The organism is Streptomyces sp. NPDC058221 (genome assembly GCF_042882365.1).
Lineage (GTDB): Bacteria > Actinomycetota > Actinomycetes > Streptomycetales > Streptomycetaceae > Streptomyces.
Genome location: NZ_JBHVWF010000082.1, coordinates 1 through 23,414 on the forward strand (window position 1 = coordinate 1; position 23,414 = coordinate 23,414).

The 23,414-nt window shown below is 71.9% G+C and carries 22 protein-coding genes; 9 read left to right on the plus strand and 13 right to left on the minus strand.

The genetic code is table 11. The annotated features are described in order from the left end of the window. Nucleotides 1-110 precede the first annotated feature (110 nt). Together ACFVW8_RS24130 and ACFVW8_RS24135 are read right to left on the minus strand one after the other, a co-directional pair. Entirely contained in the window at nt 111-1,649 is a 1,539-nt protein-coding gene (locus ACFVW8_RS24130) for a hypothetical protein (RefSeq protein ID WP_389693298.1), read from the minus strand. Between the two features lie 199 nt (nt 1,650-1,848). After that, nucleotides 1,849-3,231, minus strand: a complete 1,383-nt coding sequence (locus tag ACFVW8_RS24135; protein ID WP_389693300.1) for a transcriptional regulator — start codon at nt 3,229-3,231, stop codon at nt 1,849-1,851. A gap of 321 nt (nt 3,232-3,552) precedes the next feature. Between ACFVW8_RS24135 and ACFVW8_RS24140 the strand changes: the two genes are divergently transcribed. From ACFVW8_RS24140 to ACFVW8_RS24150, 3 genes are read left to right on the plus strand one after another with little or no spacing between them, the layout of a single operon-like run. Beyond that, nucleotides 3,553-4,209 carry a bifunctional DNA primase/polymerase gene (locus ACFVW8_RS24140; RefSeq protein WP_389693358.1) on the plus strand — a complete coding sequence of 219 codons (657 nt, stop codon included), beginning with the start codon at nt 3,553-3,555 and terminating at the stop codon, nt 4,207-4,209. A gap of 39 nt (nt 4,210-4,248) precedes the next feature. Then, nucleotides 4,249-5,079: an ABC transporter ATP-binding protein gene (locus ACFVW8_RS24145; RefSeq protein WP_389693302.1), complete on the plus strand. Its 831-nt coding sequence runs from the start codon at nt 4,249-4,251 to the stop codon at nt 5,077-5,079. After that, nucleotides 5,076-6,725 (plus strand): transporter, encoded by a 1,650-nt coding sequence (locus ACFVW8_RS24150; RefSeq protein ID WP_389693304.1) that lies wholly within the window; start codon nt 5,076-5,078, stop codon nt 6,723-6,725. Before ACFVW8_RS24145 ends, ACFVW8_RS24150 begins: the two co-directional genes overlap by 4 nt. Nucleotides 6,726-6,749: 24 nt before the next feature. Here the strand turns inward: ACFVW8_RS24150 and ACFVW8_RS24155 are convergent, their stop codons facing one another. After that, complete coding sequence (locus tag ACFVW8_RS24155; RefSeq protein WP_389693306.1) at nt 6,750-7,658, minus strand: alpha/beta fold hydrolase; 909 nt, start codon at nt 7,656-7,658, stop codon at nt 6,750-6,752. 612 nt (nt 7,659-8,270) lie between these two features. Further along, nucleotides 8,271-8,960, minus strand: coding sequence for a metal-dependent transcriptional regulator (locus ACFVW8_RS24160; RefSeq protein WP_384126044.1), 690 nt, complete (start codon nt 8,958-8,960; stop codon nt 8,271-8,273). Nucleotides 8,961-9,168: 208 nt separating this feature from the next. On the opposite strand from ACFVW8_RS24160, the gene ACFVW8_RS24165 reads away from it, so the two are divergent. Next, nucleotides 9,169-9,924 (plus strand): SIS domain-containing protein, encoded by a 756-nt coding sequence (locus ACFVW8_RS24165; RefSeq protein ID WP_389693308.1) that lies wholly within the window; start codon nt 9,169-9,171, stop codon nt 9,922-9,924. A gap of 193 nt (nt 9,925-10,117) precedes the next feature. Here ACFVW8_RS24165 and ACFVW8_RS24170 read toward each other — a convergent pair whose 3' ends face one another. Continuing rightward, entirely contained in the window at nt 10,118-11,548 is a 1,431-nt protein-coding gene (locus tag ACFVW8_RS24170; protein WP_389693310.1) for a PAS domain-containing protein, read from the minus strand. 357 nt (nt 11,549-11,905) lie between these two features. Next, nucleotides 11,906-12,556, minus strand: coding sequence for a pyridoxamine 5'-phosphate oxidase (gene pdxH / locus ACFVW8_RS24175; RefSeq protein WP_389693360.1), 651 nt, complete (start codon nt 12,554-12,556; stop codon nt 11,906-11,908). 224 nt (nt 12,557-12,780) lie between these two features. Between pdxH and ACFVW8_RS24180 the strand changes: the two genes are divergently transcribed. After that, nucleotides 12,781-13,890, plus strand: coding sequence for a citrate synthase 2 (locus ACFVW8_RS24180; protein ID WP_389693312.1), 1,110 nt, complete (start codon nt 12,781-12,783; stop codon nt 13,888-13,890). Nucleotides 13,891-14,095: 205 nt separating this feature from the next. Further along, a complete protein-coding gene (locus ACFVW8_RS24185) occupies nt 14,096-14,740 on the plus strand; it encodes a hypothetical protein (RefSeq protein WP_389693314.1) in 645 nt (214 codons plus the stop codon). Nucleotides 14,741-14,826: 86 nt separating this feature from the next. Here ACFVW8_RS24185 and ACFVW8_RS24190 read toward each other — a convergent pair whose 3' ends face one another. After that, complete coding sequence (locus tag ACFVW8_RS24190) at nt 14,827-15,414, minus strand: hypothetical protein (protein ID WP_389693316.1); 588 nt, start codon at nt 15,412-15,414, stop codon at nt 14,827-14,829. A 157-nt stretch (nt 15,415-15,571) separates the two neighbouring features. Here ACFVW8_RS24190 and ACFVW8_RS24195 point away from each other — a divergent pair, with 157 nt between their 5' ends. From ACFVW8_RS24195 to ACFVW8_RS24205, 3 genes are read left to right on the plus strand one after another with little or no spacing between them, the layout of a single operon-like run. Then, nucleotides 15,572-15,898 carry a PadR family transcriptional regulator gene (locus tag ACFVW8_RS24195; RefSeq protein ID WP_389693318.1) on the plus strand — a complete coding sequence of 109 codons (327 nt, stop codon included), beginning with the start codon at nt 15,572-15,574 and terminating at the stop codon, nt 15,896-15,898. Then, the gene (locus tag ACFVW8_RS24200) at nt 15,895-16,251 is read left to right on the plus strand and encodes a DUF1048 domain-containing protein (protein ID WP_389693320.1); all 357 of its coding nucleotides are present in this window, start codon (nt 15,895-15,897) and stop codon (nt 16,249-16,251) included. Before ACFVW8_RS24195 ends, ACFVW8_RS24200 begins: the two co-directional genes overlap by 4 nt. Before the next feature lies 1 nt (nt 16,252). Further along, nucleotides 16,253-16,579: a DUF1048 domain-containing protein gene (locus tag ACFVW8_RS24205; protein ID WP_389693322.1), complete on the plus strand. Its 327-nt coding sequence runs from the start codon at nt 16,253-16,255 to the stop codon at nt 16,577-16,579. Nucleotides 16,580-16,589: 10 nt separating this feature from the next. Here ACFVW8_RS24205 and ACFVW8_RS24210 read toward each other — a convergent pair whose 3' ends face one another. From ACFVW8_RS24210 to ACFVW8_RS24235, 6 genes are all read right to left on the minus strand, one after another. Continuing rightward, the gene (locus ACFVW8_RS24210; RefSeq protein WP_389693324.1) at nt 16,590-17,129 is read right to left on the minus strand and encodes a GNAT family N-acetyltransferase; all 540 of its coding nucleotides are present in this window, start codon (nt 17,127-17,129) and stop codon (nt 16,590-16,592) included. A gap of 71 nt (nt 17,130-17,200) precedes the next feature. Further along, nucleotides 17,201-17,794: a TetR/AcrR family transcriptional regulator gene (locus ACFVW8_RS24215; protein WP_389693326.1), complete on the minus strand. Its 594-nt coding sequence runs from the start codon at nt 17,792-17,794 to the stop codon at nt 17,201-17,203. Continuing rightward, the gene (locus ACFVW8_RS24220) at nt 17,782-18,516 is read right to left on the minus strand and encodes an enoyl-CoA hydratase family protein (RefSeq protein ID WP_389693328.1); all 735 of its coding nucleotides are present in this window, start codon (nt 18,514-18,516) and stop codon (nt 17,782-17,784) included. The genes ACFVW8_RS24215 and ACFVW8_RS24220 overlap by 13 nt, the downstream gene beginning before the upstream one ends. Beyond that, nucleotides 18,513-20,102, minus strand: coding sequence for a 4-coumarate--CoA ligase family protein (locus tag ACFVW8_RS24225; protein WP_389693330.1), 1,590 nt, complete (start codon nt 20,100-20,102; stop codon nt 18,513-18,515). Before ACFVW8_RS24225 ends, ACFVW8_RS24220 begins: the two co-directional genes overlap by 4 nt. Before the next feature lie 205 nt (nt 20,103-20,307). Next, nucleotides 20,308-21,468: an acyl-CoA dehydrogenase family protein gene (locus ACFVW8_RS24230; RefSeq protein WP_389693332.1), complete on the minus strand. Its 1,161-nt coding sequence runs from the start codon at nt 21,466-21,468 to the stop codon at nt 20,308-20,310. Further along, complete coding sequence (locus ACFVW8_RS24235) at nt 21,465-23,414, minus strand: acetyl/propionyl/methylcrotonyl-CoA carboxylase subunit alpha (RefSeq protein WP_389693334.1); 1,950 nt, start codon at nt 23,412-23,414, stop codon at nt 21,465-21,467. Before ACFVW8_RS24235 ends, ACFVW8_RS24230 begins: the two co-directional genes overlap by 4 nt.

Below are 23,414 nucleotides of genomic sequence, written 5' to 3' on the forward strand. Positions count from 1 at the left end.
TTTGGGGTTTGGGTTTGTTTCGCTCCCCGGGGGGGGGCGGCGCGCCCCCCGGTTTTCGTGGGGGGGGGGGGGGGGGGGGGCCCCCCCCCCCCCCCCCCCGCCGCCGGGCCTCAGAGCGCGGTGGCCTCGCGCTCGGTCAGGCCGTACTTCGCCGCGATGGCGTTCCACAGCTTGGACGCCTGCCGCTTGGCCTTGCTCGCCTCGCCGCTCTGTGCGTTGGCCGCCTGCGTCTGCGAGGTCGTACGGGCCTTCCCGTGCTTGCAGACCTTCTTGCTCTTGGCCTGCGAGGCCCAGGCGGCGTAGTGGTCGTCGGCGGAAGCGGACGCCTGCCAGGCCTTGGTGAGCGAGGCGGTCAGATCGCCGTGGTCCGGCAGCTTGTCGACCGACAGCTCCTTGAGCCGGGTGACCAGGTCGCGGCGCTGCTGGGCGGCGCCCTTCAGATCGGACACGGCCTTGTCCAGGTTGGTGCAGGTCTTGGTCTTCTCCACCGCTCCGATGACCGCGGCCCGGCTGTTGTTGCTGTCCGCGAGCAGCTTGTCGAGCGCCTCCGCCTGCGGCTTCGCCGGATCGACCGCCGCCTTGGTGGAGGGCTGCGCGGCGGGCGAACTCGCGGAGGCCACCGGCTGCTTGCTGTCGTCCTTGTCGTCGTCGCCACCGCTGAGCAGAGCGCCGGCACCGAGCCCGATCACGGCACAGCCCACGACGACCGCGGCGATCAGCGGGACGTGTGCCGGCCTCTTGCGCCGTTCGTCACGGCCTCCCTGCGGCAGCCCGTCCTCCGGTCCGGTGTACGGGGGCGCCTGCTGGTAGGCCTGCGGCGGAGGCTGCCCGGGGCCCTGGTACTGCGGTTGCTGCTGCTGGTGCTGCTGGTGCTGCGAGGGGTCGAACCGGGGCATCTGCTGGGTGGCGCCCGCGGGCTCGTCGCTGCGGAAGAGATTGTCGAACTCGGCGGGCGGCTGCCGCTCGCCGGGCGTGCCGGGCCTGATCCCGTACGGGGCGCCGCCCGGCACCGGCGGTATGTACTGGGTGGCGTCGGCGTCCTGGCCGCCTTGCACGGGCGGCTGCCCGTACTGCTGCTGCTGGGCGCGGCCCAGGAACTGGGTGGACTCCGCGGGGCTCTCCGGCGGCAGACCGCCCGGGCCGGGCCCCGAAGGCACCGGTGCGATGAACTGCGTGGCGTCGGAGTCCCCGCCGCCCGGCACCGCCTCGGGCGGCAGCGGCTGGGCGTACGGGCTCTGCGGCTGGGCGGGCGGCAGCGACTGCGCCTGCGGGGCCTGGCCGTAGGGCGGGCTCTGCTGGTACCCCTGCTGCCCCGGATGCCCCTGCTGCGGCTCCTGGCCGTACGCCGGTCCCTGCGGCTCCTGGCCGTACTGCCCCTGCTGCTGCCCGTACCCGGCAGGGGTCTGCTGCCCCTGCCCGTACGCCTGCGGCTGCTGTGCCTGCTGCCCGTACCCGCCACGGCCCTGAGAGGGGGCGTCCTGCTGCGGGCCCCAGGGCTGGCCCCACGGCTGGCCTTCCGCCGGGGCGGCCCGGTCTGCCGGCCCTCCTGGCGTCCAGGGCTCGCCGCCACCCGCGGGCAGCACGACACCCTCGTGCGCGGGTCGTACAGCAGGGAGCTGCTGCTCGTCGCCCTGTCCGCTCTCAGTCACCGGGACTCCTACGTGTGAACCTATGGAATCGTCGGCTCACGCTATCGGGTGGTTGCCGCCGTTCGCCAAGCGCGTGAGGTCACTCACCACCCCTTCACAGCGGGAGTAACACCCTGCGGCCTTAAGACGCAGTTAAGGGGTGGACCGGCCCGCTCCGCCGCCGGCGAGGCCGGAGCGGGCCCCGGCCGCCCCCTCCCGGTCACGCCGCCTGGAGCTCCAGACGGGCCCCGAACTCCCTTACCGCGGGCTCGTCCCCGTACGGCACAAGGCGCTGTTGCAGATCCTCCAGATACTCCGCGCCCCGGCTGGAGCGCACCGAGCCGAGCAACTCCATCGCCCGTGTCCCGGTGTGGCAGGCCTGCTCCACCTCACGCAGCTGCACCTGCGCGGTGGCCAGCAGGGCCAGGCCGATGCCGCGGCGGCGGGTGCGGGACTCCGGATGGCCGTCCAGGGACTCCTTGGCCCGGCGGGCGGCCGCCTCCGCCTGGCCGAGGTCGCGGTGGCAGTGCGCCAGCTCGTCGGCCAGATAGGCGTGGTCGAAATGAGCGATCCAGTCGGGGTCGTCACCGCTGTCCGGATCGGCGCGGTCCAGGGCCGCCAGCGCCAGGCCCGCCACCGACTGGCAGCTGCCCGCGTCCCCGAGGAGGGCGTGTCCGCGCGCCTCCGCCGCGTAGAACATCGCCTCCGCCCGCGGTGTGACCCGCCCGCGCGCCCCCTCCTGCGCGGCTCTGGCCAGCTGGGCGATCTCCCGCGGGTTGCCGAGCTGGGCCGCGAGATGGCTCATCGAGGCGGCCAGCACATAGCCGCCGTAGGCGCGGTCGCCCGCCGCCTGCGCCAGCCGCAGCGCCTGGATGTAGTAGCGCTGGGCCAGGCCGGGCTGGCCCGTGTCGATCGCCATGTAGCCGGCGAGCTCGGTGAGCCGCGCGACCGCCGCGAACAGCTGCCGTCCGGTCGATTCGCGGTACGCGCCCGAAAGCAGCCCGGAGACCACGCTGTTGAGGTAGTGCACCAGGACGGGCCGTACATGGCCGCTGCCGAACCGGTGGTCGAGGTCGACGAGCGCGGCCGTCATCGCCCGCACCGCCTCCACGTCCGGCATCCCGACCCGGGCCCCGGCCGCCCGCGCGACCTGCGGGTCCGCGCCGCTGATCAGCCAGTCCCTGCTGGGCTCGACCAGCGCCGAGGAGGCCACCGCCGAACCGGTGAGGAAGTCGCGGCGGCCGACGTCGCTGCGCCACAGCTCGCAGACCTGCTCGATCGCCCCGATCACCGTCGGGGCGAACTGCAGGCCCACGCCGGACGCCAGGTTCTTGCCGTTGGCCATCCCGATCTCGTCGATCGTGACCGTACGTCCGAGCTTGCGGCCGAGCGCCTCGGCGATGATCCCCGGTGCCCTGCCGCGCGGTTGCTGTCCGCGCAGCCAGCGGGCGACCGAGGTCTTGTCGTAGCGGAGGTCGAGACCGCGTTCGGCCCCGACCATGTTGACGCGGCGGGCCAGGCCCGCGTTGGAGCATCCGGCTTCCTGAATGAGCGCCTGCAGCCGTTCGTTCGGCTGACGTGCGACGAGAGGCCTGGCTGCCATGTTTCTCCCCCTGAGGCCGCAGTGATCGTTGCGTGATCACTGCCCGACATATGCCTGAGAAATGCACCGATTCATCGTGTTGGTCACTTTCCTCGCGTCTTGCATATTTCGTCACGGCAAGCGCCCTAGGATGCCGAGCGGACTGTGCCGGATTTCCCGTAACTGGCTACCCGCGCAACGCCGGGACTCCTCCCGCGCGCCCCCGCAGGTGCATCGATGCGCCCCGTATGCGGAGCCGATGTGCCGTAACCGCGCTCGCCACGCCCGTAACCCCGGGTGGCGGCGGGAGTTGTGCTGTGCGTGGAAGAGCCCATCGGAGTCATGGAAGCCGCGCAGGTCCCCCAACAGCGCGCCGAGCCGCTGCTCGACGCCGCCGTGCGGTACGCGGAGGAGCGGCACTGGGACGTGTGCCCGGGCACCTGGCTGGAGTCGGCCGACGGGACGGAGCGGTGCTCGTGCGGCGAGCCCGGCTGCGCCGCCCCCGGCGCGCACCCCACCCGGTCCGACTGGGCGGGGCTGGCCACCGGCAGCGGCGCGGCGGCCCGCCGGATGTGGTCCCGGCAGCCCCGGGCGGCCATCCTGCTGCCGACCGGACGCGCCTTCGACGCGATCGACGTACCGGAGTCGGCGGGCTTCCTGGCCCTGGCCAGGCTGGAGCGGCTGAGCCTGCCGCTCGGCCCTGTCACCCGAGGCCCGGACCGCCGGATGCAGTTCTTCGTCCTGCCGGGCGCCGCCGCCAAGGCGGACGGCCTCGTGCAGCGGCTGGGCTGGAGCGCCCCGGCGATCGGCCTGCGCGGCCGTGGCGAGGGCCAGTACGTGCCCGCTCCGCCCACCCGGGTCGGCGGGGCCGGCACCGTGCAGTGGGCCCGCCGCCCCACCACCGCCAACCGCTGGCTGCCCGAGGTGGAGGAGCTGATCAGCCCGCTCGCCTACGCCTGCGGCAGGGAAGCCGCCGACGCGCGGAGCCGCCTTTCGTAGGGTGGCCCCCACAGACGGGGACTTCGAAGGGCGTGCACCATGCCGGACCGGCGCGAGACCGACAGAGCAGAGCAGGCCGTCGAGGCGGACGCACCGCGGGTGGCACCTCCCGCGGTGCGGGTGGAAGGGCTGTGGAAACGGTTCGGCGAGCAGACCGCGGTGGCCGGAATCGATCTGGAGCTGCCCGCGGGCAAGTTCATCGGCCTGGTGGGGCCCAACGGCGCGGGCAAGACCACCACACTTTCCATGGTCACCGGGCTGCTCCGCCCCGACATGGGCAGGATCGAGGTCGGCGGACGGGACGTCTGGCGCGATCCGGTCGAGGTGAAGTCCCGGATCGGCGTGCTGCCCGAGGGACTGCGGCTCTTCGAGCGCCTCTCCGGGCGTGAACTCCTCGGCTACACAGGACGGTTGCGCGGACTGCCCGGCCCCGAGACGGACAGCCGGGCCACCCAGCTGCTGGACGTCCTGGATCTGGCGGGCGCCCAGCACAAGCTGGTCGTCGACTACTCGACCGGCATGCGGAAGAAGATCGGACTCGCGGCCGCCCTGCTGCACAACCCCGAAGTCCTCTTCCTGGACGAGCCGTTCGAGGGCGTCGACCCGGTGTCGGCGCAGACCATCCGCAAGGTGCTGGAGCGCTACACCCGCTCCGGGGCGACCGTCATCTTCTCCAGCCATGTGATGGAGCTCGTCGAGTCGCTCTGCGACTGGGTGGCCGTCATGGCGGCCGGCACCATCCGGGCCCGTGGCCCCCTCGCCGAGGTGCGGGGCGACGCGCCCTCGCTCCAGGACGCCTTCCTGGAGCTCGTCGGCGCGGGTGGCCGCGACAACGGCGACGCCCTCGACTGGCTGGGCGGCACCCGATGAGCGTGCTCGACGCCCCGGCGGGATCCGGGATCCGCACGAGCGGCACGGACGGTACGGCCCTGGTCCCCGTCTTCGTACGGCTCAAGCTCACGCTGCTGCGCAACGGGCTGCGGCAGTCCTCCGGCCGGCGGGCCGCGTACATCGCGTCCGTCGTCGTCACGCTGCTGATCGCGGCGGGCCAGCTGATCGGTCTTGTGGCGCTGCGCGGCAACGCCCACGCGGCGGCGCTCGTCGTACTGCTGGCCGCGGTGCTGGCGCTCGGCTGGGCGGTGATGCCGCTGTTCTTCGCCGCGGGGGACGAGACCCTCGACCCGAGCCGGCTGGTGATGCTGCCGCTGCGGCCGAGGCCGCTGATCGCCGCGCTGCTGACGGCCTCGCTGGTCGGGATCGGCCCGCTGTTCACGCTCTGCCTGGCCATCGGTTCGGTGATCGCCCTGGCCCACGGGGCGGGGGCCGCGGTGTTCGCGGTCCTGGCCGCCCCGCTCACCCTGCTGGTCTGCGTGGCGCTGGCGCGGGCCGTCGCCACCGCCAACAGCAGGCTGCTGACCTCGCGCAAGGGCCGCGACCTGGCGGTGCTCAGCGGGCTTGTGATCGCGGTGGGCATCCAGGTCGTCAACTTCGGCGTGCAGCGGCTCGGCCGGGCCGGCGGTCTCTCCGCACTGGACCCGGCCGCGGACGTGGTGCGCTGGCTGCCGCCCGCCTCGGCGATCGGCTCGGTGGACTCCGCGTCGCAGGGCGCCTACGGGCGGGCCGCCGTGCAGCTGCTGCTCTCCGTGGCCGCGCTGGGCCTGCTGCTGTGGCTGTGGCAGCGCAGCCTGGTGAAGCTGATGACGGCGCCGGACGGCTCGACGCTCGCCGCCGCCGAACCCGGGCGCACCTCGTCGGGTTCGGGTGGCTCCGGTCTCTGGGTGCTGTTCCCCGAGGGGCGGACCGGCACCGTGATGCAGCGCAGTCTGCGGTACGTGGCACGGGATCCGAAGACCAAGGCCGCGTGGGTGACGGCGCTGGCGATCGGGCTGATCGTGCCGCTGCTCAACGCACTCCAGGGCACCGGCTCGGTCTACTTCGCCTGCTTCGCCGCCGGGATGCTCGGCATCCAGATGTACAACCAGTTCGGGCAGGACACCTCCGCGTTCTGGATGGTGGCCGCGGCGATCTCCTCGACCCGGGACGCGTACCTGGAACTGCGGGCGCGGGCCCTGGCGTTGCTGCTGATCACCCTCCCCTACACGATCCTGGTGACGGTGGTGACCTCGGCGGTGCTGGGGGAGTGGGGGGCGCTGCCGGGGGTCATGGGGCTGTCGTTCGCGCTGCTGGGCGCGATGCTCGCGACGGGCGCGGTGGCCTCGGCGAACTTCCCGTACTCGATTCCGCAGGACGGTGCGTTCAAGAACGTGGCGCCGGGTCAGGCCGGGCTCGCCTGGATCTCGATCTTCGGCGGCATGGTCTCGGCGGCGCTCCTGTGCGCGCCGGTGATCGGTGTGACGATCTGGCTCCATCTCGCCGGTGAGGAGGGATGGCTGTGGCTGCTGCTGCCGGTGGGTGGGGCATACGGGGCGCTGATCGCCTGGGCCGGGCTGCGGGTTGCGGCGCCCCGGACGGCCGACCGGCTGCCGGAGATCCTGGCGGCGGTCAGCAAGGGGTGAGACCGGGCGCGCCCGGCTCCGGCGCTACGGAGCCACCGCGTCCCGGTCGTCGCGGTCGTCCCGGTTGTCCTCGGCGGCGAACTGCTCCAGGAAGGGTTCGACCGCGGCGCGCCAGCCCTCCGGCCGGTCGTAGTGGACGAGGTGGCCGGCGTCGGCCACCTCCGCGTACTGCCCGCGCGGCAGCACCCGGACCATCTCCTGCGCCTCCGCCCGGCCCAGCTCGCCGTCGAGGCCGCGGAGCACCAGCGTCGGGCATCTGACCTGGGCCAGCTCCTCCCAGTGCGCGTCGAAGACCCAGGTGGCGCGGGACTGCAGCATCTGCCGGCGGGAGAAGACGGGCCGCCAGCCGTCGGCGCGCTCGGCCATCACCTCGGCGAAGAACTCACCGCGCGACGGGTTGGGCCGCTCCACCCAGGGGTCGTCCTCGCCGAACCACTTCCGTACGTCGGACAGCGTCGCGAACGGCACCGGCCAGGACGTGAACCAGTCCTCCCACTCCCGCTGCGAGGCGGCGCCGAGCGCGGAGGCCCGCATGTCGCAGATGACCAGCGCACGGACGAGGTCGGGGCGCTTGGCGGCCAGTTGCCAGGCGGTGAGCGCTCCCATCGAATGCCCGATGAGGGTGACGGGGGCGAGACCGAGCTGTTCGATCGCGGCCTCGGCGTCGGCCACGTACGCGTCACGGGTGTAGGGGCCCTCGGCCGGCTTCTCGCTGCGGCCGTGTCCGCGCTGGTCGAGGCCGACCGCGTAGTGCCGCTCGGCGAGCCAGCGGGTGGTCGACACCCAGTGCGAGGCCCGGCCCATCAGTCCGTGAAGCAATAAGACGCCGCCGGGGGCGCGCACGGTCTCCGCGCGCTCCTTGGGCGGATCGGCGAACTCCCAGGCCGCGAGGCGTACGCCGTCGGTTCCGGTCACATCGATGCGCCGCACCATATGTTCTGGCACCCCCTTCAGGTCCCTCGATCACCATGTGGTCGCGTTCCGCCAGACTATCGAACTCTTATTCGAAAACCGGCTTCCGGCTCGCAACACCGCTCGTTCGAGTGACCGCTTCCAAGGATTGACGTCGGCCGCGGAGGGGAGATCTTCTCCGGGAGGCGGGCCACTCGGGGATGAGGGCCCGCGGGAACCGACCTGAAGAGCTCGGGGCTCCAGGTCGGAACAGGGGAGGACAGGCCCCGGCGCCGTGAGGCGCCGGGGCCATCCATCGTTCATGGACCCCGCGATCGGGGCCGGGCGCGGGCGCATGTCTCGTCCGGTGCGCAGGCCGGACCTGCCAGTACGACGGGCGCATACCGTGCTCCCCTCCCCGACCGTGCGGCCAGGCGGCCGACACTCTCAGGTATCCCTCAGCCACAGCCTGGCACGCGAACCGTCCGGGCGCTGCAATTCCGGACGGAAAAAAGGGAAAGCGGACGACGCCGGCCGGCGTCCGGCGCCGCCTGTGCGGAGTGCGTCGGGCACCGGCCGTGAGTGGACCGTGCGTCTGCTGTCAGTGGTCCGGGCGCCGGCCGGTGAGTGATCCGGACGCCCGCCCTCGGTGGTTCAGCGCTTGGCGACGAAGACGTGCGACGCCACCTCGGAGTCCAGCTCCGCCGCCTCTCCGCTGCTGCCGACGAGCACTCCGCCGGGCGACTCCGTCACGCTGACCACGGAACCGGGCTGCACGCCGGCCCGCCGCAGCGTGTACATCAGCTGGGCGTCCGTCTGGATCGGCTCACCGATCCGGCGGACGACGACCGTCTTGCCCTCGCCCGGGTCGAGATCCGACAGGCTGACCATGCCCTCGTCGAGGAACGGATCAGCCTCCGCCTTCTCGCCCAGCTCCTCCAGCCCCGGGATCGGATTCCCGTACGGGGACTCGGTCGGGTGGCGCAGCAGCTCCAGCACCCGCCGCTCCACTGCTTCGCTCATCACGTGTTCCCAGCGACATGCCTCGGCGTGGACCTGCTCCCACTCCAGGCCGATCACGTCGACGAGCAGGCACTCGGCGAGCCGGTGCTTGCGCATCACGCGGGTCGCCAGTCGGCGGCCCTCTTCCGTCAGCTCCAGATGCCGGTCGCCGGCGACCTGAACCAGGCCGTCGCGCTCCATGCGCGCCACCGTCTGGCTGACCGTCGGACCGCTCTGGTCCAGCCGTTCCGCAATCCGGGCGCGCATGGGGACCACGCCTTCCTCTTCGAGTTCGAGGATGGTGCGGAGATACATCTCCGTTGTGTCGATCAGTCCGGACATTCGTGCCCCTCGATGCAATCGTGCGCTGGCCCTCACCCAATTCTGACGCATAGCACGGACAACCGTGCCCCGTCGGTCCGATGCAGCACATCGGAGGGGGTCACGGCGGCCCTCGTGGTATTGACATGTCACTGGTCCAGACCGCAACGTGATCGGCGGTACGGACGCCTCAGATCACCCCACAACCCGCCGGAAAGGCCCTCCTCAGATGAGCGAAAGCAAGCTGGCCGGTCAGTTCTTCGACGCAGCGATCGGTCTGCTGGAGCGGGTACGGGACGAGGAGTCCGGCAGCATCGCGGCCGCCGGTGCCGCGATGGCCGACACCGTCGAGGCCGGCGGCCGGCTCTTCGCCTTCGGCGCCGGGCACTCCTCGCTCGCCGCCCAGGACGTCGTCTACCGCGCGGGCGGGCTCGCCCTGATGAACCTCCTGGCCGTCCCCGGCGCCCTCGGGGTCGACGTCATGCCGGCCACCCTGGGCTCGGCGCTGGAGCGGGTCGACGGCCTCGCGGGCGCGGTCCTGGACTCCAGCCCCGCGAAGGCGGGCGACGTCCTCGTGATCATCTCGCTGTCCGGGCGCAACGCGCTGCCGGTGGAGATGGCGATGAACGCGCGTGCGCTGGGCCTGAAGGTCATCGGCGTCACCTCGGTCGCATACGCGGACGGCACCCGGTCCCGGCACAGCTCGGGCGGCTTCCTGCGCGACCACTGCGACATCGTCCTCGACAGCAAGATCGCCATCGGCGACGCGGAGCTGGACGTCGACGGCATCGAGGCACCGTTCGCGCCCGCGTCGACGGTGGTCACCAGTGCGGTGATGCAGGCGGTGATGGCTGCTGCGGTGGAGCGGTTGCTGGAGCGGGGGGTGGAGCCGCCGTTGCTCCGGTCGGGGAACGTCGACGGGGGCCATGAGTGGAACGGGCGTGTGATGGCGCAGTACTCGGACCGGATCTTCTACCGGCACTGAGCGCTTGGCCTCCGGCCGGGCTGCGGGTGGGCGGGGCCGTGGGGTGGGCGGGGCCGTGGGGTGGGCGGGGGCCGCGAGGTGACCGCCCGCCACGGCGAGGGTTCCGTCCTCAAACGCCGGACGGGCTGGGTTGCCGGGATCGTCCGTCAGCGGGGTTGCCAGGTGGCCGCCCATCACAGCGACGGTTCCGTCCTCAAACGCCGGGCGTGCCGGAGTTGCCGGGGTTCCCGGGGTTCCCGGGCCGCAGCGCCTGGTGCAGGTCGACCGAGGCGGCCACGCGGTCGGCCATGCTTTCCGCGTAGACCGCGTCCGGGCGCTCGAAGGCGGCGCGGTTGGCCGAGCGCAGGAACGTCACCACGCCGAGGGTCCGGCCCCGGCTCCGCAGCACCACGCACAGGGCGTGCACCGAGTCGGACGGCCACTGGCGCTCCGCCGCCCACTCCCCCGCCGCCGGTGCCGTCCCCGCGCCCGCCGAGGCACGTACCGAGCCCGTGCGGTCCACCGCCTGGACGGCCGGGTGGCCAGGCACGTACCGCAGCGGGATGCCGCCGCCCGACACCGGCAGGCACGGGCCCGGCGCATCGGACGGTGTGGCCGCCGCGCGGACCAGCCGCTCGCCCACCACCAGATCGATCAGGGCATGGTCGGCGAAGCCCGCAAGCGCGTAGTCCAGGGAGCCGGTGGCGGCCTCCATCGGGTCCTCGCACTCGGCGGCCGACCGCGAGGCCCGGTGCAACTGGTTCGACCGGAAGCGCACCCGGTCCGCGTCCTGGGCGGCCAGCTTCGCCTCCGTGATGTCCTGGAACAGCCAGCCGACGCCCAGTGGCACCGGCTCCTCCGCGAGCGGGGAGGCCAGCCGCAGGAAGCCGCTGCGCCAGCAGCGCCGCCGGTCGCCATCGGCCGTCCGCAGCGTCACCCACAGCTCGGCGGGGCCGGGCGGTGCACCGGAGACCAGAACGTGCTGCAGCGCACCCTCCAGGTCCTCCACGCCCTGCACGATCAGCTCGCCCAGCGGGCGCCCCAGCAGGGTCGTACGGCCGCCGCCCAGCGCGCGGGCGGCGTGTGCGTTGACGACGGTGGGCCGCAGATCCACGTCCACGAGGACCACACCCCATGACGCGTCCTCGAACAGTGCCTCGCTCAGTGCGATGGCCCGCTCCAGGTCGATCTGGGCATGGACCTCGCTGAACGCGCAGTACACCCCCGCAGGCTTCCCGTCCGCACCCCGCACCCCGGCCGACTGGGTCCGCACCAGCACCCGGCCACCGTCCTTGCGCAGCAGCGCGAACTCGTGGACCTGCCGGCCCGGCCCGTCCATGACGGCCATCAGCCGGCCCTGCACCTCGTCGGCGTCGGCCCGGCGCACGGCCCAGCCGGCGAATCCGGGCCGTCCGACGGCCTCGTCGGCGGACCAGCCGAGAATCCGCTCGGCCTCCCGGTTCCAGTGGGTGACGGTGCCGTCCGCGTCGAAGGCGCAGAGCGCGGCGTCCATCCCGTCGAGGAGGGCCGCCAGCAGCTCCGAACCGGGGATCGCGGTGCCCTCCAGCGGCTCCCCGCGCTCGCCCTCCGGGCCCTCCTCGGGCCCCAGAGCATCGGTGGTTCCGCTACTTCTGGAAGCACTCATCCCGTACCCCCCGCAGGACGTGTCCGGCATTGCTGCACGTCAGACCATTGAACTCGAACGTGACCCAGCACACAGCGACTTCGCCGAATTCGATGACTCCGATAATTCGCTTGTGCGGCCCGGGCGGGGTTCCTAGGCTGTTACCAGCGAAGAAAGGAGGTGTTCCGGAAGTGATTTCTTCTCGGACTCGTGAGGTGACTGCGGGCTGACGCCCGTCGTCGCGCTCTTTGCAGTGCAGGCCGGTCATCGGCCAATCCCAAGCAGTCACCGACCCGCAGGCTCGCCGGTAAGTCCGGCCGGCTCCTCCGCAAGGAGGGACCAGAGCCTGCGGGTTTCTGCATGTCCGGGCGCGAGCCCTCAGGGGCACAGCCGCTCGACGCGCCAGGCGACCCCGCCACCCTCGGTCCCGTCGCCGGCCTCCCGTACGTAGCGCAGCCGGTCGTGCAGCCGGTTCTCGTGGCCCTGCCAGAACTCGATCGTGCTCGGGACGACCCGGAAGCCGCCCCAGTGCGGGGGCGCCGGGACCTGCTCGCCCTCCGGGTAGCGGGCCGCCAGCTCCTCGTAGCGCTGGACGAGCTCGTCCCGGGAGCCGATCACCGTGGACTGGGCACTGGCCCAGGCGCCGAGCTGGGAGCCGTGCGGGCGGGTGCGGAAGTAGGCGACGGTCTCCTCGCGGCCGACCCGGGCCGCGGTGCCGGTGACGATAACCTGGCGGGCCAGCGGGTGCCAGGGGAAGAGCAGCGACACATGCGGATTGGCGTCCAGCTCACGGCCCTTGCGGGAGCCGTAGTTGGTGAAGAAGACGAAGCCGCGCTCGTCGTACATCTTCAGCAGCACCGTGCGGGAGGACGGCACGCCCTCGGGCGTCGCCGTGGACACCACCATGGCGTTCGGCTCGTGGAGCACCCCACCTGCGGCGATCTGCCGGAACCAGCGAGCGAACTGCTCCATGGGACCGGCGGCGAGGCCGTCCTCGTCGAAGCTCTCCGAACGGTACTGCTCGCGCATCGCGGCCGGATCGGTGGTGTTATCGAAGGAGGAATCTGCGGTGGACACGGGCTCATCCTGCCGCAGAGGCCGAGTCTGCCCGGTGAGGAGGGTCGCGAATCGTTCCGGGAGGGAACGGGGAGCTGTGCCGGATGTCACGCTTCCCGGGCACGTCGGAACCCGCCAATATCTTGGGACGGGCCTTTGCGGCCCGTCCGCAGCCGCCGATCCGAGGGAGCCGCCTGATGTCCGACTTCGTACCCGGACTCGAAGGAGTCGTCGCGTTCGAAACGGAGATCGCCGAACCCGACAAGGAAGGCGGTTCGCTCCGGTACCGCGGTGTCGACATCGAGGATCTCGTCGGCCATGTGTCGTTCGGCAACGTCTGGGGTCTGCTGGTCGACGGGGCGTTCAACCCCGGGCTGCCGCCGGCCGAGCCGTTCCCGATCCCGGTGCACTCCGGTGACATCCGGGTCGACGTGCAGTCCGCGCTGGCGATGCTCGCCCCGGTGTGGGGCCTGAAACCCCTGCTGGACATCGACGAGCGGACGGCGCGCGACGAGCTGGCGCGGGCCGCCGTCATGGCGCTCTCCTACGTCGCCCAGTCGGCGCGCGGGCAGGGGCTGCCGATGGTCCCGCAGAGCGAGATCGACAAGGCGCAGTCCGTCGTCGAACGGTTCATGATCCGCTGGCGCGGTGAGCCGGACCCGCGGCATGTGAAGGCCGTGGACGCGTACTGGACGTCCGCAGCCGAGCACGGCATGAACGCCTCGACGTTCACCGCCCGGGTCATCGCCTCGACCGGAGCCGACGTGGCCGCCGCACTGTCGGGAGCGGTCGGTGCCATGTCGGGGCCGCTGCACGGCGGCGCACCGTCCCGCGTCCTCGGCATGATCGAGGAGATCGAGCGGACCGGGGACGCCACCGCGTACGTGAAGAAGGCCCTGGACAAGGGCGAGCGGCTGATGGGCTTCGGGCACCGGGTCTACCGCGCCGAGGACCCCCGGGCCCGCGTGCTGCGGCGCACCGCCGAAGAGCTGGGCGCGCCCAGGTTCGAGGTGGCGCAGGCGCTGGAGAAGGCCGCGCTGGAGGAGCTGCACGCGCGGCGCCCCGACCGGGTGCTGGCGACGAACGTGGAGTTCTGGGCCGCGATCATGCTGGACTTCGCGGAGGTGCCGGCGCACATGTTCACGTCGATGTTCACGTGCGCGCGTACGGCGGGCTGGTCGGCCCACATCCTGGAGCAGAAGCGGACGGGCCGCCTGGTGCGCCCCTCGGCGACGTACATCGGTCCGGGCACCCGCAGCCCGCGGGAGATCCCCGGCTTCGATCAGCTGGCGGACCTGGGGAACTGATACCCGCATTGTGCCGTTGCGGCACGAGCCGGCGAGCCGGGTCGTGCCGTAGCCGTCGCATGCCTGTGGCATGCCTGTGTCATTCCCACCGGCATCCTGAGATGCGTCACGGCGCGCTTCGGTGACGGACCGCCGTCACCGCGTCGCCCGGTTGTTGAACGCTCCGGCTGCCCTCGGGGCAGCACTCACTGCCAGTTAGGTCAAAATGACACACAAGGGAAGCGTCTTCCTCGCGGCTGCTCTCACGACCATGGGGCTCGGGCTCACGGCCTGCAATGACGGCGAGGACTCGTCATCGGCACAGGAATCGCCGTCGGCGTCCGCCCCGGCATCGTCCGATCCGGGCAGCGAGAGCCCCTCCGCGAAGCCCAGCGACGACGGTGCCGCGCCGGCCGGCGGTGACGTCGCCGCACCGGGCACCAAGCTCAAGGTCGGTGACAGAGCGCTGCTGCCGTTCGAGTACACGAGCGACAAGAAGGGCACCATCGCCGTGACCGTCACGGCGATCGAGAAGGGCGCCGAGGCCGACATGGCCGGATTCGGCGCGAAGGCGAAGGGAATGACGCCCTATTACATCCGGATGAAGGTGGAGAACGTCGGCGGCACCGACCTGTCCTACGCGTCACTGAAGCTGCGCGGCCAGCTGGAGGACGGCGGCCCCACGGGCGTCATACTGATAGGCGACCTCCCGGGCAAGTGCGACAGCGAGACGGCGCCCCGCGACTTCACCACCAAGGGTGCGTCGTACGAAACCTGCTCGCTCAGCGCCACGAAGACGGACCCCATCGCGGCGGCCTCGTTCTCCGAGGGTGACGACTACAGCAACAGCCCGGTCCTCTGGACCAACTGACGGTCTGCTCCCCTGTTCGCGCGCCGGGCATCTCGTCCTTGACGACATGCCCGGCAGCAAGGCTCGCCGGGTACGGGCCCGTTGGCCTACATCTTTCCGCTGAAGACCGCGGTGCGGTGGCCGCCCAGTCTGCGGCCGATCTCCCGGGTGAACTCGAAGGTGAGTTCCGCCCAGCCCCAGAACGTGAATCCGAGCTGCCCGAACGCGTAGTAGTCGTCCTCCCAGCCCCAGGTGGCGATCCCGGAGGGGCGGGCGCAGGACGGGCACTGCACGATCCCGTCGCCACCGTTCTCGGCCCAGTCGTGGAACGCCCCTCTGAAGGGTCGCCAGGCCTCCGCGATGGGCTCCCACTGCTCGTCGGCCAGCCGGATCCCGGCCCGGCAGAGCGGGCAGACGGCCCCGGTCGCGTCCGCCGAGTCACTGCCGAAGACGGTGCGGCCGGTGTGCACGTAGAGCCCGTTGGTCCACAGGTCCACCGGCTCCGGGTCCTCGACGGCCTTGGCGAAGTGCGGGCCGGGGGCGTGGCCGTAGCCGTCGCCGTCCAGTACGCAGTCGGTGCGCTCGGCGGCCACGATGCCCTCCGCGATCAGCCAGTCCAGGACCCGGGCCCCGAGTTCCTGCGCGTCGCGCTCAGTGGCGTCGAGGTCGACGACCGACTGGAAGTAGTCCCCCACGTGCTCTCCCCTCCCCGGCCGGGATGGACCAACAGGCCTGGCAACATGCGAGGTTGAGGTCCCGATCTGGCAGCATCGCACATGCGCCCACTACTCAGTGGTACCGTATAGTGGTACTCGGTACTACGCAGTACCGGTGGGCCGAGGAGGACTGGCGATGGACGACCTGACGGAGATGCTGAAGGGCACGCTCGAAGGGTGCGTGCTCGAAATCATCGGCAGCGAGGAGACCTACGGGTACGCCATCACCCGCCGGCTGAACGAGCTCGGATTCGGCGACGTCGTCGAGGGGACGGTGTACACCATCCTGCTGCGGCTGGAGAGGAACGGACTCGTCCAGGTGACGAAACGGCCGTCCGGCGTCGGTCCGCCGCGCAAGTTCTACGCGCTCAACGACGGCGGACGCGTGGAACTCGCGAGGTTCTGGACGAAATGGCAGTACGTCTCATCACGCATCGACAGGCTCAAGGAGGGCGGGCGATGAACTTCTGGGACACCGTCACGGGCAGCGATATCACCAGGGAGTGGAAGGCGTTCGAGGTCCGGGCCGAAGCCCTGCCGGACGACCACCGTGCGGCATGGCAACAGATCAAGGGCCATCTGCTTCCCCATGCGGACTTCACCGGCCGCAATCTGGTACCGATCCTCGACGCGGCCCTGGGGCTGCTGGAAGAGACGGCGGCGGACGGGCAGAGCGTCCACGAGGTGCTCGGTGACGACATCGGGGGCTTCTGCACGGCGCTGGCCGGCGGAGAGGGGGCGCGGACCCATCGCGACCGGTGGCGCGAGCAGCTGAACAGGAACGTCGCGAGAAAACTGAGCCGGCTGGGAGGCTGACGTGGGCATCCAGGACGTCATCGAGGGCAAGAAGCAGTGGCGGGCGCACCTGGCCAGGGTCAAGGCGCTCCCGCCGGACTACCGGATCGTCTACAAGGAGATGCAGAGGTACCTGTTCAAGGTCGGTCCTGTCGACCTGCTCGACGGGTCCCTGCTCCCCGGGATCGTCGACTTCTTCGAGGAGGGCGTCGCCGCGGGCAAGGGGGTCCTGGAACTCATCGGCGAGGACGTCGCCGCGTTCTGCGACGACCTGGTCAAGGACTCGCGCACCTATGCGGACATCTACCAGGAGTCCATCAGGAGCGGACCCGGCACGGCCGGGAAGTAGCCCCCGGCGGTCAGCGGTTCAGGCCCCACGTCTGCAGGACGTACGGCCGCCCCTTCTCCTCCCCCTCGATCAGCGGCACGTCGAGCAGGCTGAAGCCCGTCCTGACGGCCACCCCGACGCTGGCTGCGTTGTCGGCCTCCAGCTCCAGGATCACCTGCTCCACGCCCAGCTGCTCGAAGGCATAGGCAGCCATCACCCGCACCGCCCGCGCGGCCAGCCCCTGGCCCCGGTGCGCCGGGCCGATCGCGTAGCCGATCTCCGTGCCCTCGGGTGCGCGCCGCAGCATCACCTCACCGAGCGGTGCGCCGCCGTCGACGGTGACGGCGAGCAGGACGGTCGTGCCGTCCGCCCGCAGCTGCCGGGCCTTTGCCAGTCGTGCCCGGGCGGCCTCCGCGTCGAACGGGGAGACGATCGGCGTCCAGTACGCAATGTCGGGGTGGTCGAAGAGGTCCGGCATCGCGGCCAGGTCCTCTTCCGTCCAGTCGCGCAGGACGAGGTCTTCCCCCGTGAGCTCGATGCGGGCGGGAAGGGACGATGCGGTACTGCTCATGGTGGAGACCTCCCTGGCCTGTTCAGGACGGAGAAGGATATCCGGGGACAGGCGCAGCCCCCCGCCACAGCTCAGCCCAGCGACTCGTCCAGCAGGGCCGCCCACTGCGTCACGACCCTGCGGCGGCGGGCGGTGTCGTCGGTGAGGACGTTGGCCAGGCCCAGGCCGCGGGCCATGTCCAGAAGGCCCTGGACCGTTTCCCGGACGCCGGGGCGGGATTCGTCGGCGCACAGCAGGGTGACGGCGATGTGATGGGTCTCGCGGCCGACGCGGGCTTCGAGTTCGGTGACGCGGGGGCGGAGCTGTTCCTCGTTGGAGGCGGCGACCCAGAGCTGGAGCGCGGCGCGGAACAGCGGGCCGGTGTAGAGGTCGACGAGGGCGGCGACGACGGCGGTGCGGTCCTGGACGGGAAGCGCGCGCAGGGCGGCGGAGCGTTCCTCTGCGACGTATTCGACGGCTGCGGTGAACAGGTCCTCGCGGGTCGGGAAGTGGTGCTGGGCGGCGCCCCGGGAGACGCCCGCGCGTTCGGCGACGACGGAGACGGTGGAGCCTGCCCAGCCGTGTTCGGCGAGGCAGGAGACCGCGGCTTCCAGGAGGCGGCGGCGAGTGGCTCGGCTGCGGTCCTGTTTGGGGGACTTGGGGCTCATGGGCGTCACAGCAGCCATGCGGGATCCCGTCGTTCCAGGAAGGCCGTCATCCCCTCCCGTGCCTCGTCGGAGGCGAAGAGCGCTGCGGAGCGGGCGATGAGGTCTTCGGCGTGCTCGTCGAAAGTCTCCCGCACAGTAGCCGTGACCAGCTCCTTCGATGCGGCCAGCCCCTGCGGTGAGGCCCTGCGCAGTCCTTCGAGTACGGGGATGAGCGCTTCGTCCACGTCGTCGGCGGCCAGGGTGATCAGGGCGATGCGGGCGGCTTCCGTCGCGCCGAAGCGTTCACCGGTGAGGTAGTAACGGGCTGCCGCGCGGGGGTCCAGGCGGGGCAGCAGGGGCAGGGAGATGACGGCGGGGGCGAGGCCGAGGCGGGATTCGGTGAGGGCGAAGGAGGAGCCGGGACCGGCGACGGAGATGTCGCAGGCGCCGAGCAGGCCCAGGCCGCCGGCCCGGACGTGGCCGGTGACGCGGGCGACGACCGGTTTGGGCAGGGCGACGATCTGCCGCATCAGGGCGACGAACGCGTGCGGGTCGGCCGGGGCCTTGAGGTCGGCGCCCGCACAGAACGTGTTGCCGGTGTGGGTGAGGACCACCGCCCGCACGCTGTCGTCGGCCGCGCAGGCGGCCAGGGCGGCCGACAGTTCGGCGACGAGGCGGGCGCTCAGGGCGTTGCGGTTGGCCGGGGAGTCGAGAGTGAGGGTCGTGATGCCCCGGTCGCGGGCGGGTGGGGCGAGGGTCATTGCTGCTTCTCCCTTTCGCGCAGTTCGCGACGCAGGATCTTTCCGGAGGTCGCGCGCGGTACGGCCTCGATGAATTCGACCCGGCGGACCTTCTTGTACGGGGCGACGCGCTCGGCGACGTACGCCATGACGTCGTCGGCGGTGAGGTCGGCGGTGTCCGGCCGACGGACGACGTACGCCTTGGGGACCTCGTTGCCGTCGGCGTCGTACACACCGATGACGGCGGCGTCGGCGACGGACGCGTGGCCCAGCAGCAGCGCTTCGAGTTCGGCGGGGGCGACCTGGTAGCCCTTGTACTTGATGAGTTCCTTGACCCGGTCGACGACGAAGAGCCAGCCGTCCTCGTCGACCCTTCCGATGTCCCCGGTGTGCACCCAGCCGTCGCCGTCGATCATGTCGGCGGTGGCGTCGGGGCGACCGAGGTAGCCCTTCATCACCTGCGGCCCGCGGATCAGGATCTCGCCGTCGGTGTCGGTTCCGGCGTCCTCCTCGGGGGCGGTGAGGGAGACGATGCGCATCTCGGTGCTGGGCAGCAGGGTGCCGACGGCCCCGGGCGGCGGGTTCTCGGCGGCGAGCGGCACGACGTGCGTGCCGGGCGACAGCTCCGTCATGCCGTACGCCTGGCGCACGGGCGGCAGTCCGAGCCGGTGGGAGCAGGCGGCGGCGAGGCCGGCGTCGAGCGGGGCGGCGGCGCTGACGATGTACTCCAGCGAGGAGAGGTCGTAGCGGTCGACGACCGGGTGCTTGGCGAGGGCGAGGACGATCGGCGGGGCCACGTACAGGCCGGTGATGCGGTGCGTCTGGATCGCGGTGAGGAACTGGCCGAGGTCGAAACGCGGCAGGACGACGACGGTGGCGCCGGTCCGCAGGGGTGCGTTCATCAGGGCGGTGAGCCCGTAGATGTGGAAGAACGGCAGCACGGCCAGGATGCGGGCGCCGGTGCCCATGGGGATGAAGGGGCGCAGCTGTTCCAGGTTGGTGGCCATGGAGCGGTGGGTGAGCATGACGCCCTTGGGTGTGCCGGTGGTGCCGGATGAGTACGGCAGCGCGGCGATGTCCTCGGCCGGGTCGATGGTGATCATCGGTTCGGGGGCGGTGGTGGTGAGCATGTCGAGGACCGAGGTGTGTCCCTCCGCCTGGTCGCAGACGAAGATCTCCTCGATGCCGCCGACGCGTTCGGCGGCGCGGCGTGCCGTGTCCAGGAGCGGGGAGACGGTGACGATCCAGCGGGCCGCGGAGTCGCGGAGCTGTTTGGCGAACTCCTCGGCCGTGGCGAGCGGGTGGACGGTGGTGACGGTGGCCCCGGCTCTGGTGGCGCCGAAGAAGACGGCCGGGTAGGCGATGGTGTTCGGGCTGTGCAGGGCGAGGACGTCACCCTTGACGAGTCCGGCGGCGGCCAGCCCGGCGGAGATCTTCCGGTGGAAGTCGTCGAGCTGCCGGTAGGTGATCCGGCGGGTGTCGTCCGTCCCGTCGATCAGGGCGACCGTGTCACCGAACTCCGCGGCGGCCTGTCCGAGTACCGCGTCGTGGATGGCTGTGTCGAGTGGCTGGACGTCGGGGTAGTCGCTCCGGAACACGTGCACCATGGCGGGGAGTCCCTTTCGATGCGGAATGGCGGGACCGGCGGGAGTGACGCCGGCCCCGTACGACGCGTGGAGAGAGGTACGTGCGAAGCGGCGGGCGGACCGCCCCGGGCCTGCGGGCGGTCCTGTGCCGCGTGGAGAGACAGGATGTCGGCTGCCGGACGTCCTGGGGAGACCCGCGTCGGCGGGAGTTGGGGCGGCTTCCCCGTCAGTACGACTTGGGAAGGCCCAGGGACTGGTGGGACACGTAGTTCAGGATCATTTCCCGGCTGACCGGTGCGATCCGGGCCACCCGGGACGCGGTGATCAGGGAACCGAGACCGTATTCGCGGGTGAGGCCGTTGCCGCCGAGGGTGTGCACGGACTGGTCGACGGCCTTGACGCAGGCCTCTCCGGCGGCGTACTTCGCCATGTTGGCGGCCTCGCCCGCCCCGATGTCGTCGCCGTCGTCGTAGAGCCGGGCGGCCTTCTGCATCATCAGCCGGGCCAGTTCGAGTTCGATGTGCGCCTGGGCGAGGGGGTGTGCGATGGCCTGGTGGGCGCCGATGGGCTCCTTCCACACCTGGCGGGTCTTGGCGTACTCGACGGCGCGGCCCAGCGCGTACCGGCCCATGCCGATACCGAAGGCTGCGGTCATGATGCGTTCGGGGTTGAGCCCGGCGAAAAGCTGGAGCAGACCCGCGTCCTCGTCGCCCACGAGCGCCTCGGCGGGCAGCCGTACGTCGTCCAGGACCAGCTCGAACTGCTTCTCCGGCGCCTGGAGTTCCATGTCGATCTGTGACCGCTGGAACCCGGGGGCCTCGCGCGGGACGATGAACAGGCAGGGCTTCAGCTTGCCGGACCTGGCGTCCTCGGTGCGGCCGACGATCAGGGTGGCATCCGCGATGTCGACGCCGGAGACGAAGACCTTGCGCCCGTTGAGCACCCACTCCTCGCCGTCCCGGCGGGCGGTGGTGGTGATCCGGTGGGAGTTGGAGCCCGCGTCGGGCTCGGTGATGCCGAAGGCCATGGTGAGGCTGCCGTCGGCGAGACCGGGCAGCCACTGCCGCTTCTGGGTGTCGGTGCCGAAGCGGGCTATCACCGTGCCGCAGATGGCCGGTGAGACGACCATCATCAGCAGCGGCGAGCCGGCCGCACCCAACTCCTCCAGGACTATGGAGAGTTCAGCCATCCCGCTGCCGCCGCCGCCGTACTCCTCGGGGAGGTTCACCCCGAGGTAGCCGAGCTTGGCGGCCTCGGTCCACAGCTCGTGGGGGTGGGCGCCGTCGCGGACGACGGAGGTCATGTAGTCGCGCCCGTACCGCTTCCCGAGGGCGGCGACGGCGGCGCGCAGGGCCTGGTGCTCTTCGGTTTCGAGGACGGTGCTCATGCGGACTCCTCAACTGGGTCTGCGGTTTCGGTGACGACGGCGAGCAGCGCGCCTACCTCCACCTGGAGGCCCGGTGCGGCATGGAGCGCGGCGAGGGTGCCGGAGGCGGGGGCGAGGATGCGGTGCTCCATCTTCATCGCCTCCAGCCAGATCAGCGGCTGCCCGGCCTCGACGGCGGCCCCGGCCGTCAGGCCCTCGGCGAGGCGGACGACGGTGCCGGGCATCGGGGCGAGCAGCGAGCCGGGTTCGGTCCGCTCGGCGGGGTCGGTGAAGCGGGGCAGGGCGGTGAAGGCGTACGAGCCGGTGGCGGTGTCCACGTACACCCGGTCCCGGTCGGTGGTCACGGTGAAGTGCCGGGTGACGCCGCCGGTTTCCAGGCTGACGCGGTCGGGGCGGGCGGCGACGACGCGGAGGCCGGGCCCTGTGCTGAATCCGTCACGGGTAGTGCGGTAGGTGATCTCGTGCTCATGGCCGTCGGGTTCGCCGCGGTAGCGCCGGACCTGGGGCTGCGAGGCGAGGTTGCGCCAGGCGCCGAAGCGGGCGACGCCACCGGTGGTGGCGCGGCGGGCGGCCCCGGCGAGAGCGGCCGCGGTCGCGGCGGTACGCGGGTCCTGGTCGTCCCGTGCCTCCGTGAGGGCGGCGAGGTGCCGGTCGTAGAAGCCGGTGTCGGGGCGGGCTGCCACGAAGTCCGGGTGGCGCAGGGAGCGGACGAGCAGGTCGCGGTTGGTGACCGGGCCGTGGATCCGGGCCCGTTCCAGGGCGCGGGCGAGGAGGCGTACGGCCTCGGTACGGGTGGGGGCGTGGGCGACGACCTTGGCGAGCATCGGGTCGTAGTGCACGCCGACGGTGTCGCCGCCGGTGTATCCGGTGTCCAGGCGCACCCCCGGTTCGTCCGGTACGTCGAGCGAGAGCAGTGCTCCGGTCTGTGGCTGCCAGTCGCGGGCCGGGTCCTCGGCGTAGAGCCGAGCCTCGACGGCGTGCCCGGCGGGCTGCGGAGGCTGGACGGATGGCAGCGGTTCACCCTCCGCGATGCGGAGTTGCAGGGCTACGAGATCGAGGCCGAACACCGCCTCGGTGACCGGGTGTTCGACCTGGAGTCGGGTGTTCATCTCCAGGAAGTACGGCCGCCCGTCGTCGGCGAGCAGGAATTCGACGGTGCCCGCGCCCCGGTAGTCGACGGCCCGCGCGGCGGCCACCGCAGCGTCGTGCAGCCCGTCCCGCAGCGCGTCGTCGAGACCGGGCGCGGGGGCCTCCTCGATGACCTTCTGGTGGCGGCGCTGGAGCGAGCAGTCGCGGGTGCCGAGCGCCCAGACGCCGTCGTGGCCGTCCGCCATGATCTGGACCTCGACGTGCCGGCCGCGTTCCACGTACGGCTCGGCGAACACCTCCCCGTCCCCGAAGGCGGACAGCGCCTCGGCCGCGGCGGCGGTCAGCTCGCCGGGCAGATCGGCCGGCTCCCGCACGATCCGCATCCCGCGTCCGCCGCCGCCCGACGCGGCCTTGAGCAGCAGCGGGAAGTCCTCGGTACGGGCCCCGGCCGGGTCGACGGGAGCGAGCAGCGGCACCCCGGCGGCGGCCATCAGCTCCTTGGCCCGGGTCTTGGACGCCATCAGCTCGATGGCCTTGACCGGCGGGCCGACCCAGAGCAGCCCGGCGTCCTGCACGGCGGCGGCGAATCCGGCGTTCTCGGAGAGGAAGCCGTACCCGGGATGGACGGCGTCGGCGCCCGCAGCGAGGGCGGCGGCGACGACGAGGTCGCCGCGCAGATACGTGTCGGAGGGGGCGGCCCCCGGCAGCCGTACGGCGGTGTCGGCCTCCCGTACGTGCAGCGCGTCGGCGTCCGCGTCGGAGTGCACGGCGACGGTGGCGATGCCGAGCGCACGGCAGGTACGGAAGATCCGGCAGGCGATCTCGCCCCGGTTGGCCACGAGCAGAGTGCTGATCAT

Excerpts from the sequence above, each read along its gene's own strand:
- ACFVW8_RS24235 (WP_389693334.1), bottom strand. The coding sequence starts at position 23,414 with ATGATCAGCACTCTGCTCGTGGCCAACCGGGGCGAGATCGCCTGCCGG.
- ACFVW8_RS24200 (WP_389693320.1), top strand. The coding sequence starts at position 15,895 with ATGAACTTCTGGGACACCGTCACGGGCAGCGATATCACCAGGGAGTGG.
- ACFVW8_RS24210 (WP_389693324.1), bottom strand. The coding sequence starts at position 17,129 with ATGAGCAGTACCGCATCGTCCCTTCCCGCCCGCATCGAGCTCACGGGG.
- ACFVW8_RS24225 (WP_389693330.1), bottom strand. The coding sequence starts at position 20,102 with ATGGTGCACGTGTTCCGGAGCGACTACCCCGACGTCCAGCCACTCGAC.
- ACFVW8_RS24220 (WP_389693328.1), bottom strand. The coding sequence starts at position 18,516 with ATGACCCTCGCCCCACCCGCCCGCGACCGGGGCATCACGACCCTCACT.
- ACFVW8_RS24165 (WP_389693308.1), top strand. The coding sequence starts at position 9,169 with ATGAGCGAAAGCAAGCTGGCCGGTCAGTTCTTCGACGCAGCGATCGGT.
- ACFVW8_RS24180 (WP_389693312.1), top strand. The coding sequence starts at position 12,781 with ATGTCCGACTTCGTACCCGGACTCGAAGGAGTCGTCGCGTTCGAAACG.
- ACFVW8_RS24195 (WP_389693318.1), top strand. The coding sequence starts at position 15,572 with ATGGACGACCTGACGGAGATGCTGAAGGGCACGCTCGAAGGGTGCGTG.
- ACFVW8_RS24185 (WP_389693314.1), top strand. The coding sequence starts at position 14,096 with ATGACACACAAGGGAAGCGTCTTCCTCGCGGCTGCTCTCACGACCATG.
- ACFVW8_RS24135 (WP_389693300.1), bottom strand. The coding sequence starts at position 3,231 with ATGGCAGCCAGGCCTCTCGTCGCACGTCAGCCGAACGAACGGCTGCAG.
- ACFVW8_RS24150 (WP_389693304.1), top strand. The coding sequence starts at position 5,076 with ATGAGCGTGCTCGACGCCCCGGCGGGATCCGGGATCCGCACGAGCGGC.
- ACFVW8_RS24215 (WP_389693326.1), bottom strand. The coding sequence starts at position 17,794 with ATGGCTGCTGTGACGCCCATGAGCCCCAAGTCCCCCAAACAGGACCGC.
- ACFVW8_RS24160 (WP_384126044.1), bottom strand. The coding sequence starts at position 8,960 with ATGTCCGGACTGATCGACACAACGGAGATGTATCTCCGCACCATCCTC.
- ACFVW8_RS24145 (WP_389693302.1), top strand. The coding sequence starts at position 4,249 with ATGCCGGACCGGCGCGAGACCGACAGAGCAGAGCAGGCCGTCGAGGCG.
- ACFVW8_RS24170 (WP_389693310.1), bottom strand. The coding sequence starts at position 11,548 with ATGAGTGCTTCCAGAAGTAGCGGAACCACCGATGCTCTGGGGCCCGAG.
- ACFVW8_RS24230 (WP_389693332.1), bottom strand. The coding sequence starts at position 21,468 with ATGAGCACCGTCCTCGAAACCGAAGAGCACCAGGCCCTGCGCGCCGCC.
- ACFVW8_RS24155 (WP_389693306.1), bottom strand. The coding sequence starts at position 7,658 with ATGGTGCGGCGCATCGATGTGACCGGAACCGACGGCGTACGCCTCGCG.
- pdxH (WP_389693360.1), bottom strand. The coding sequence starts at position 12,556 with ATGCGCGAGCAGTACCGTTCGGAGAGCTTCGACGAGGACGGCCTCGCC.
- ACFVW8_RS24140 (WP_389693358.1), top strand. The coding sequence starts at position 3,553 with ATGGAAGCCGCGCAGGTCCCCCAACAGCGCGCCGAGCCGCTGCTCGAC.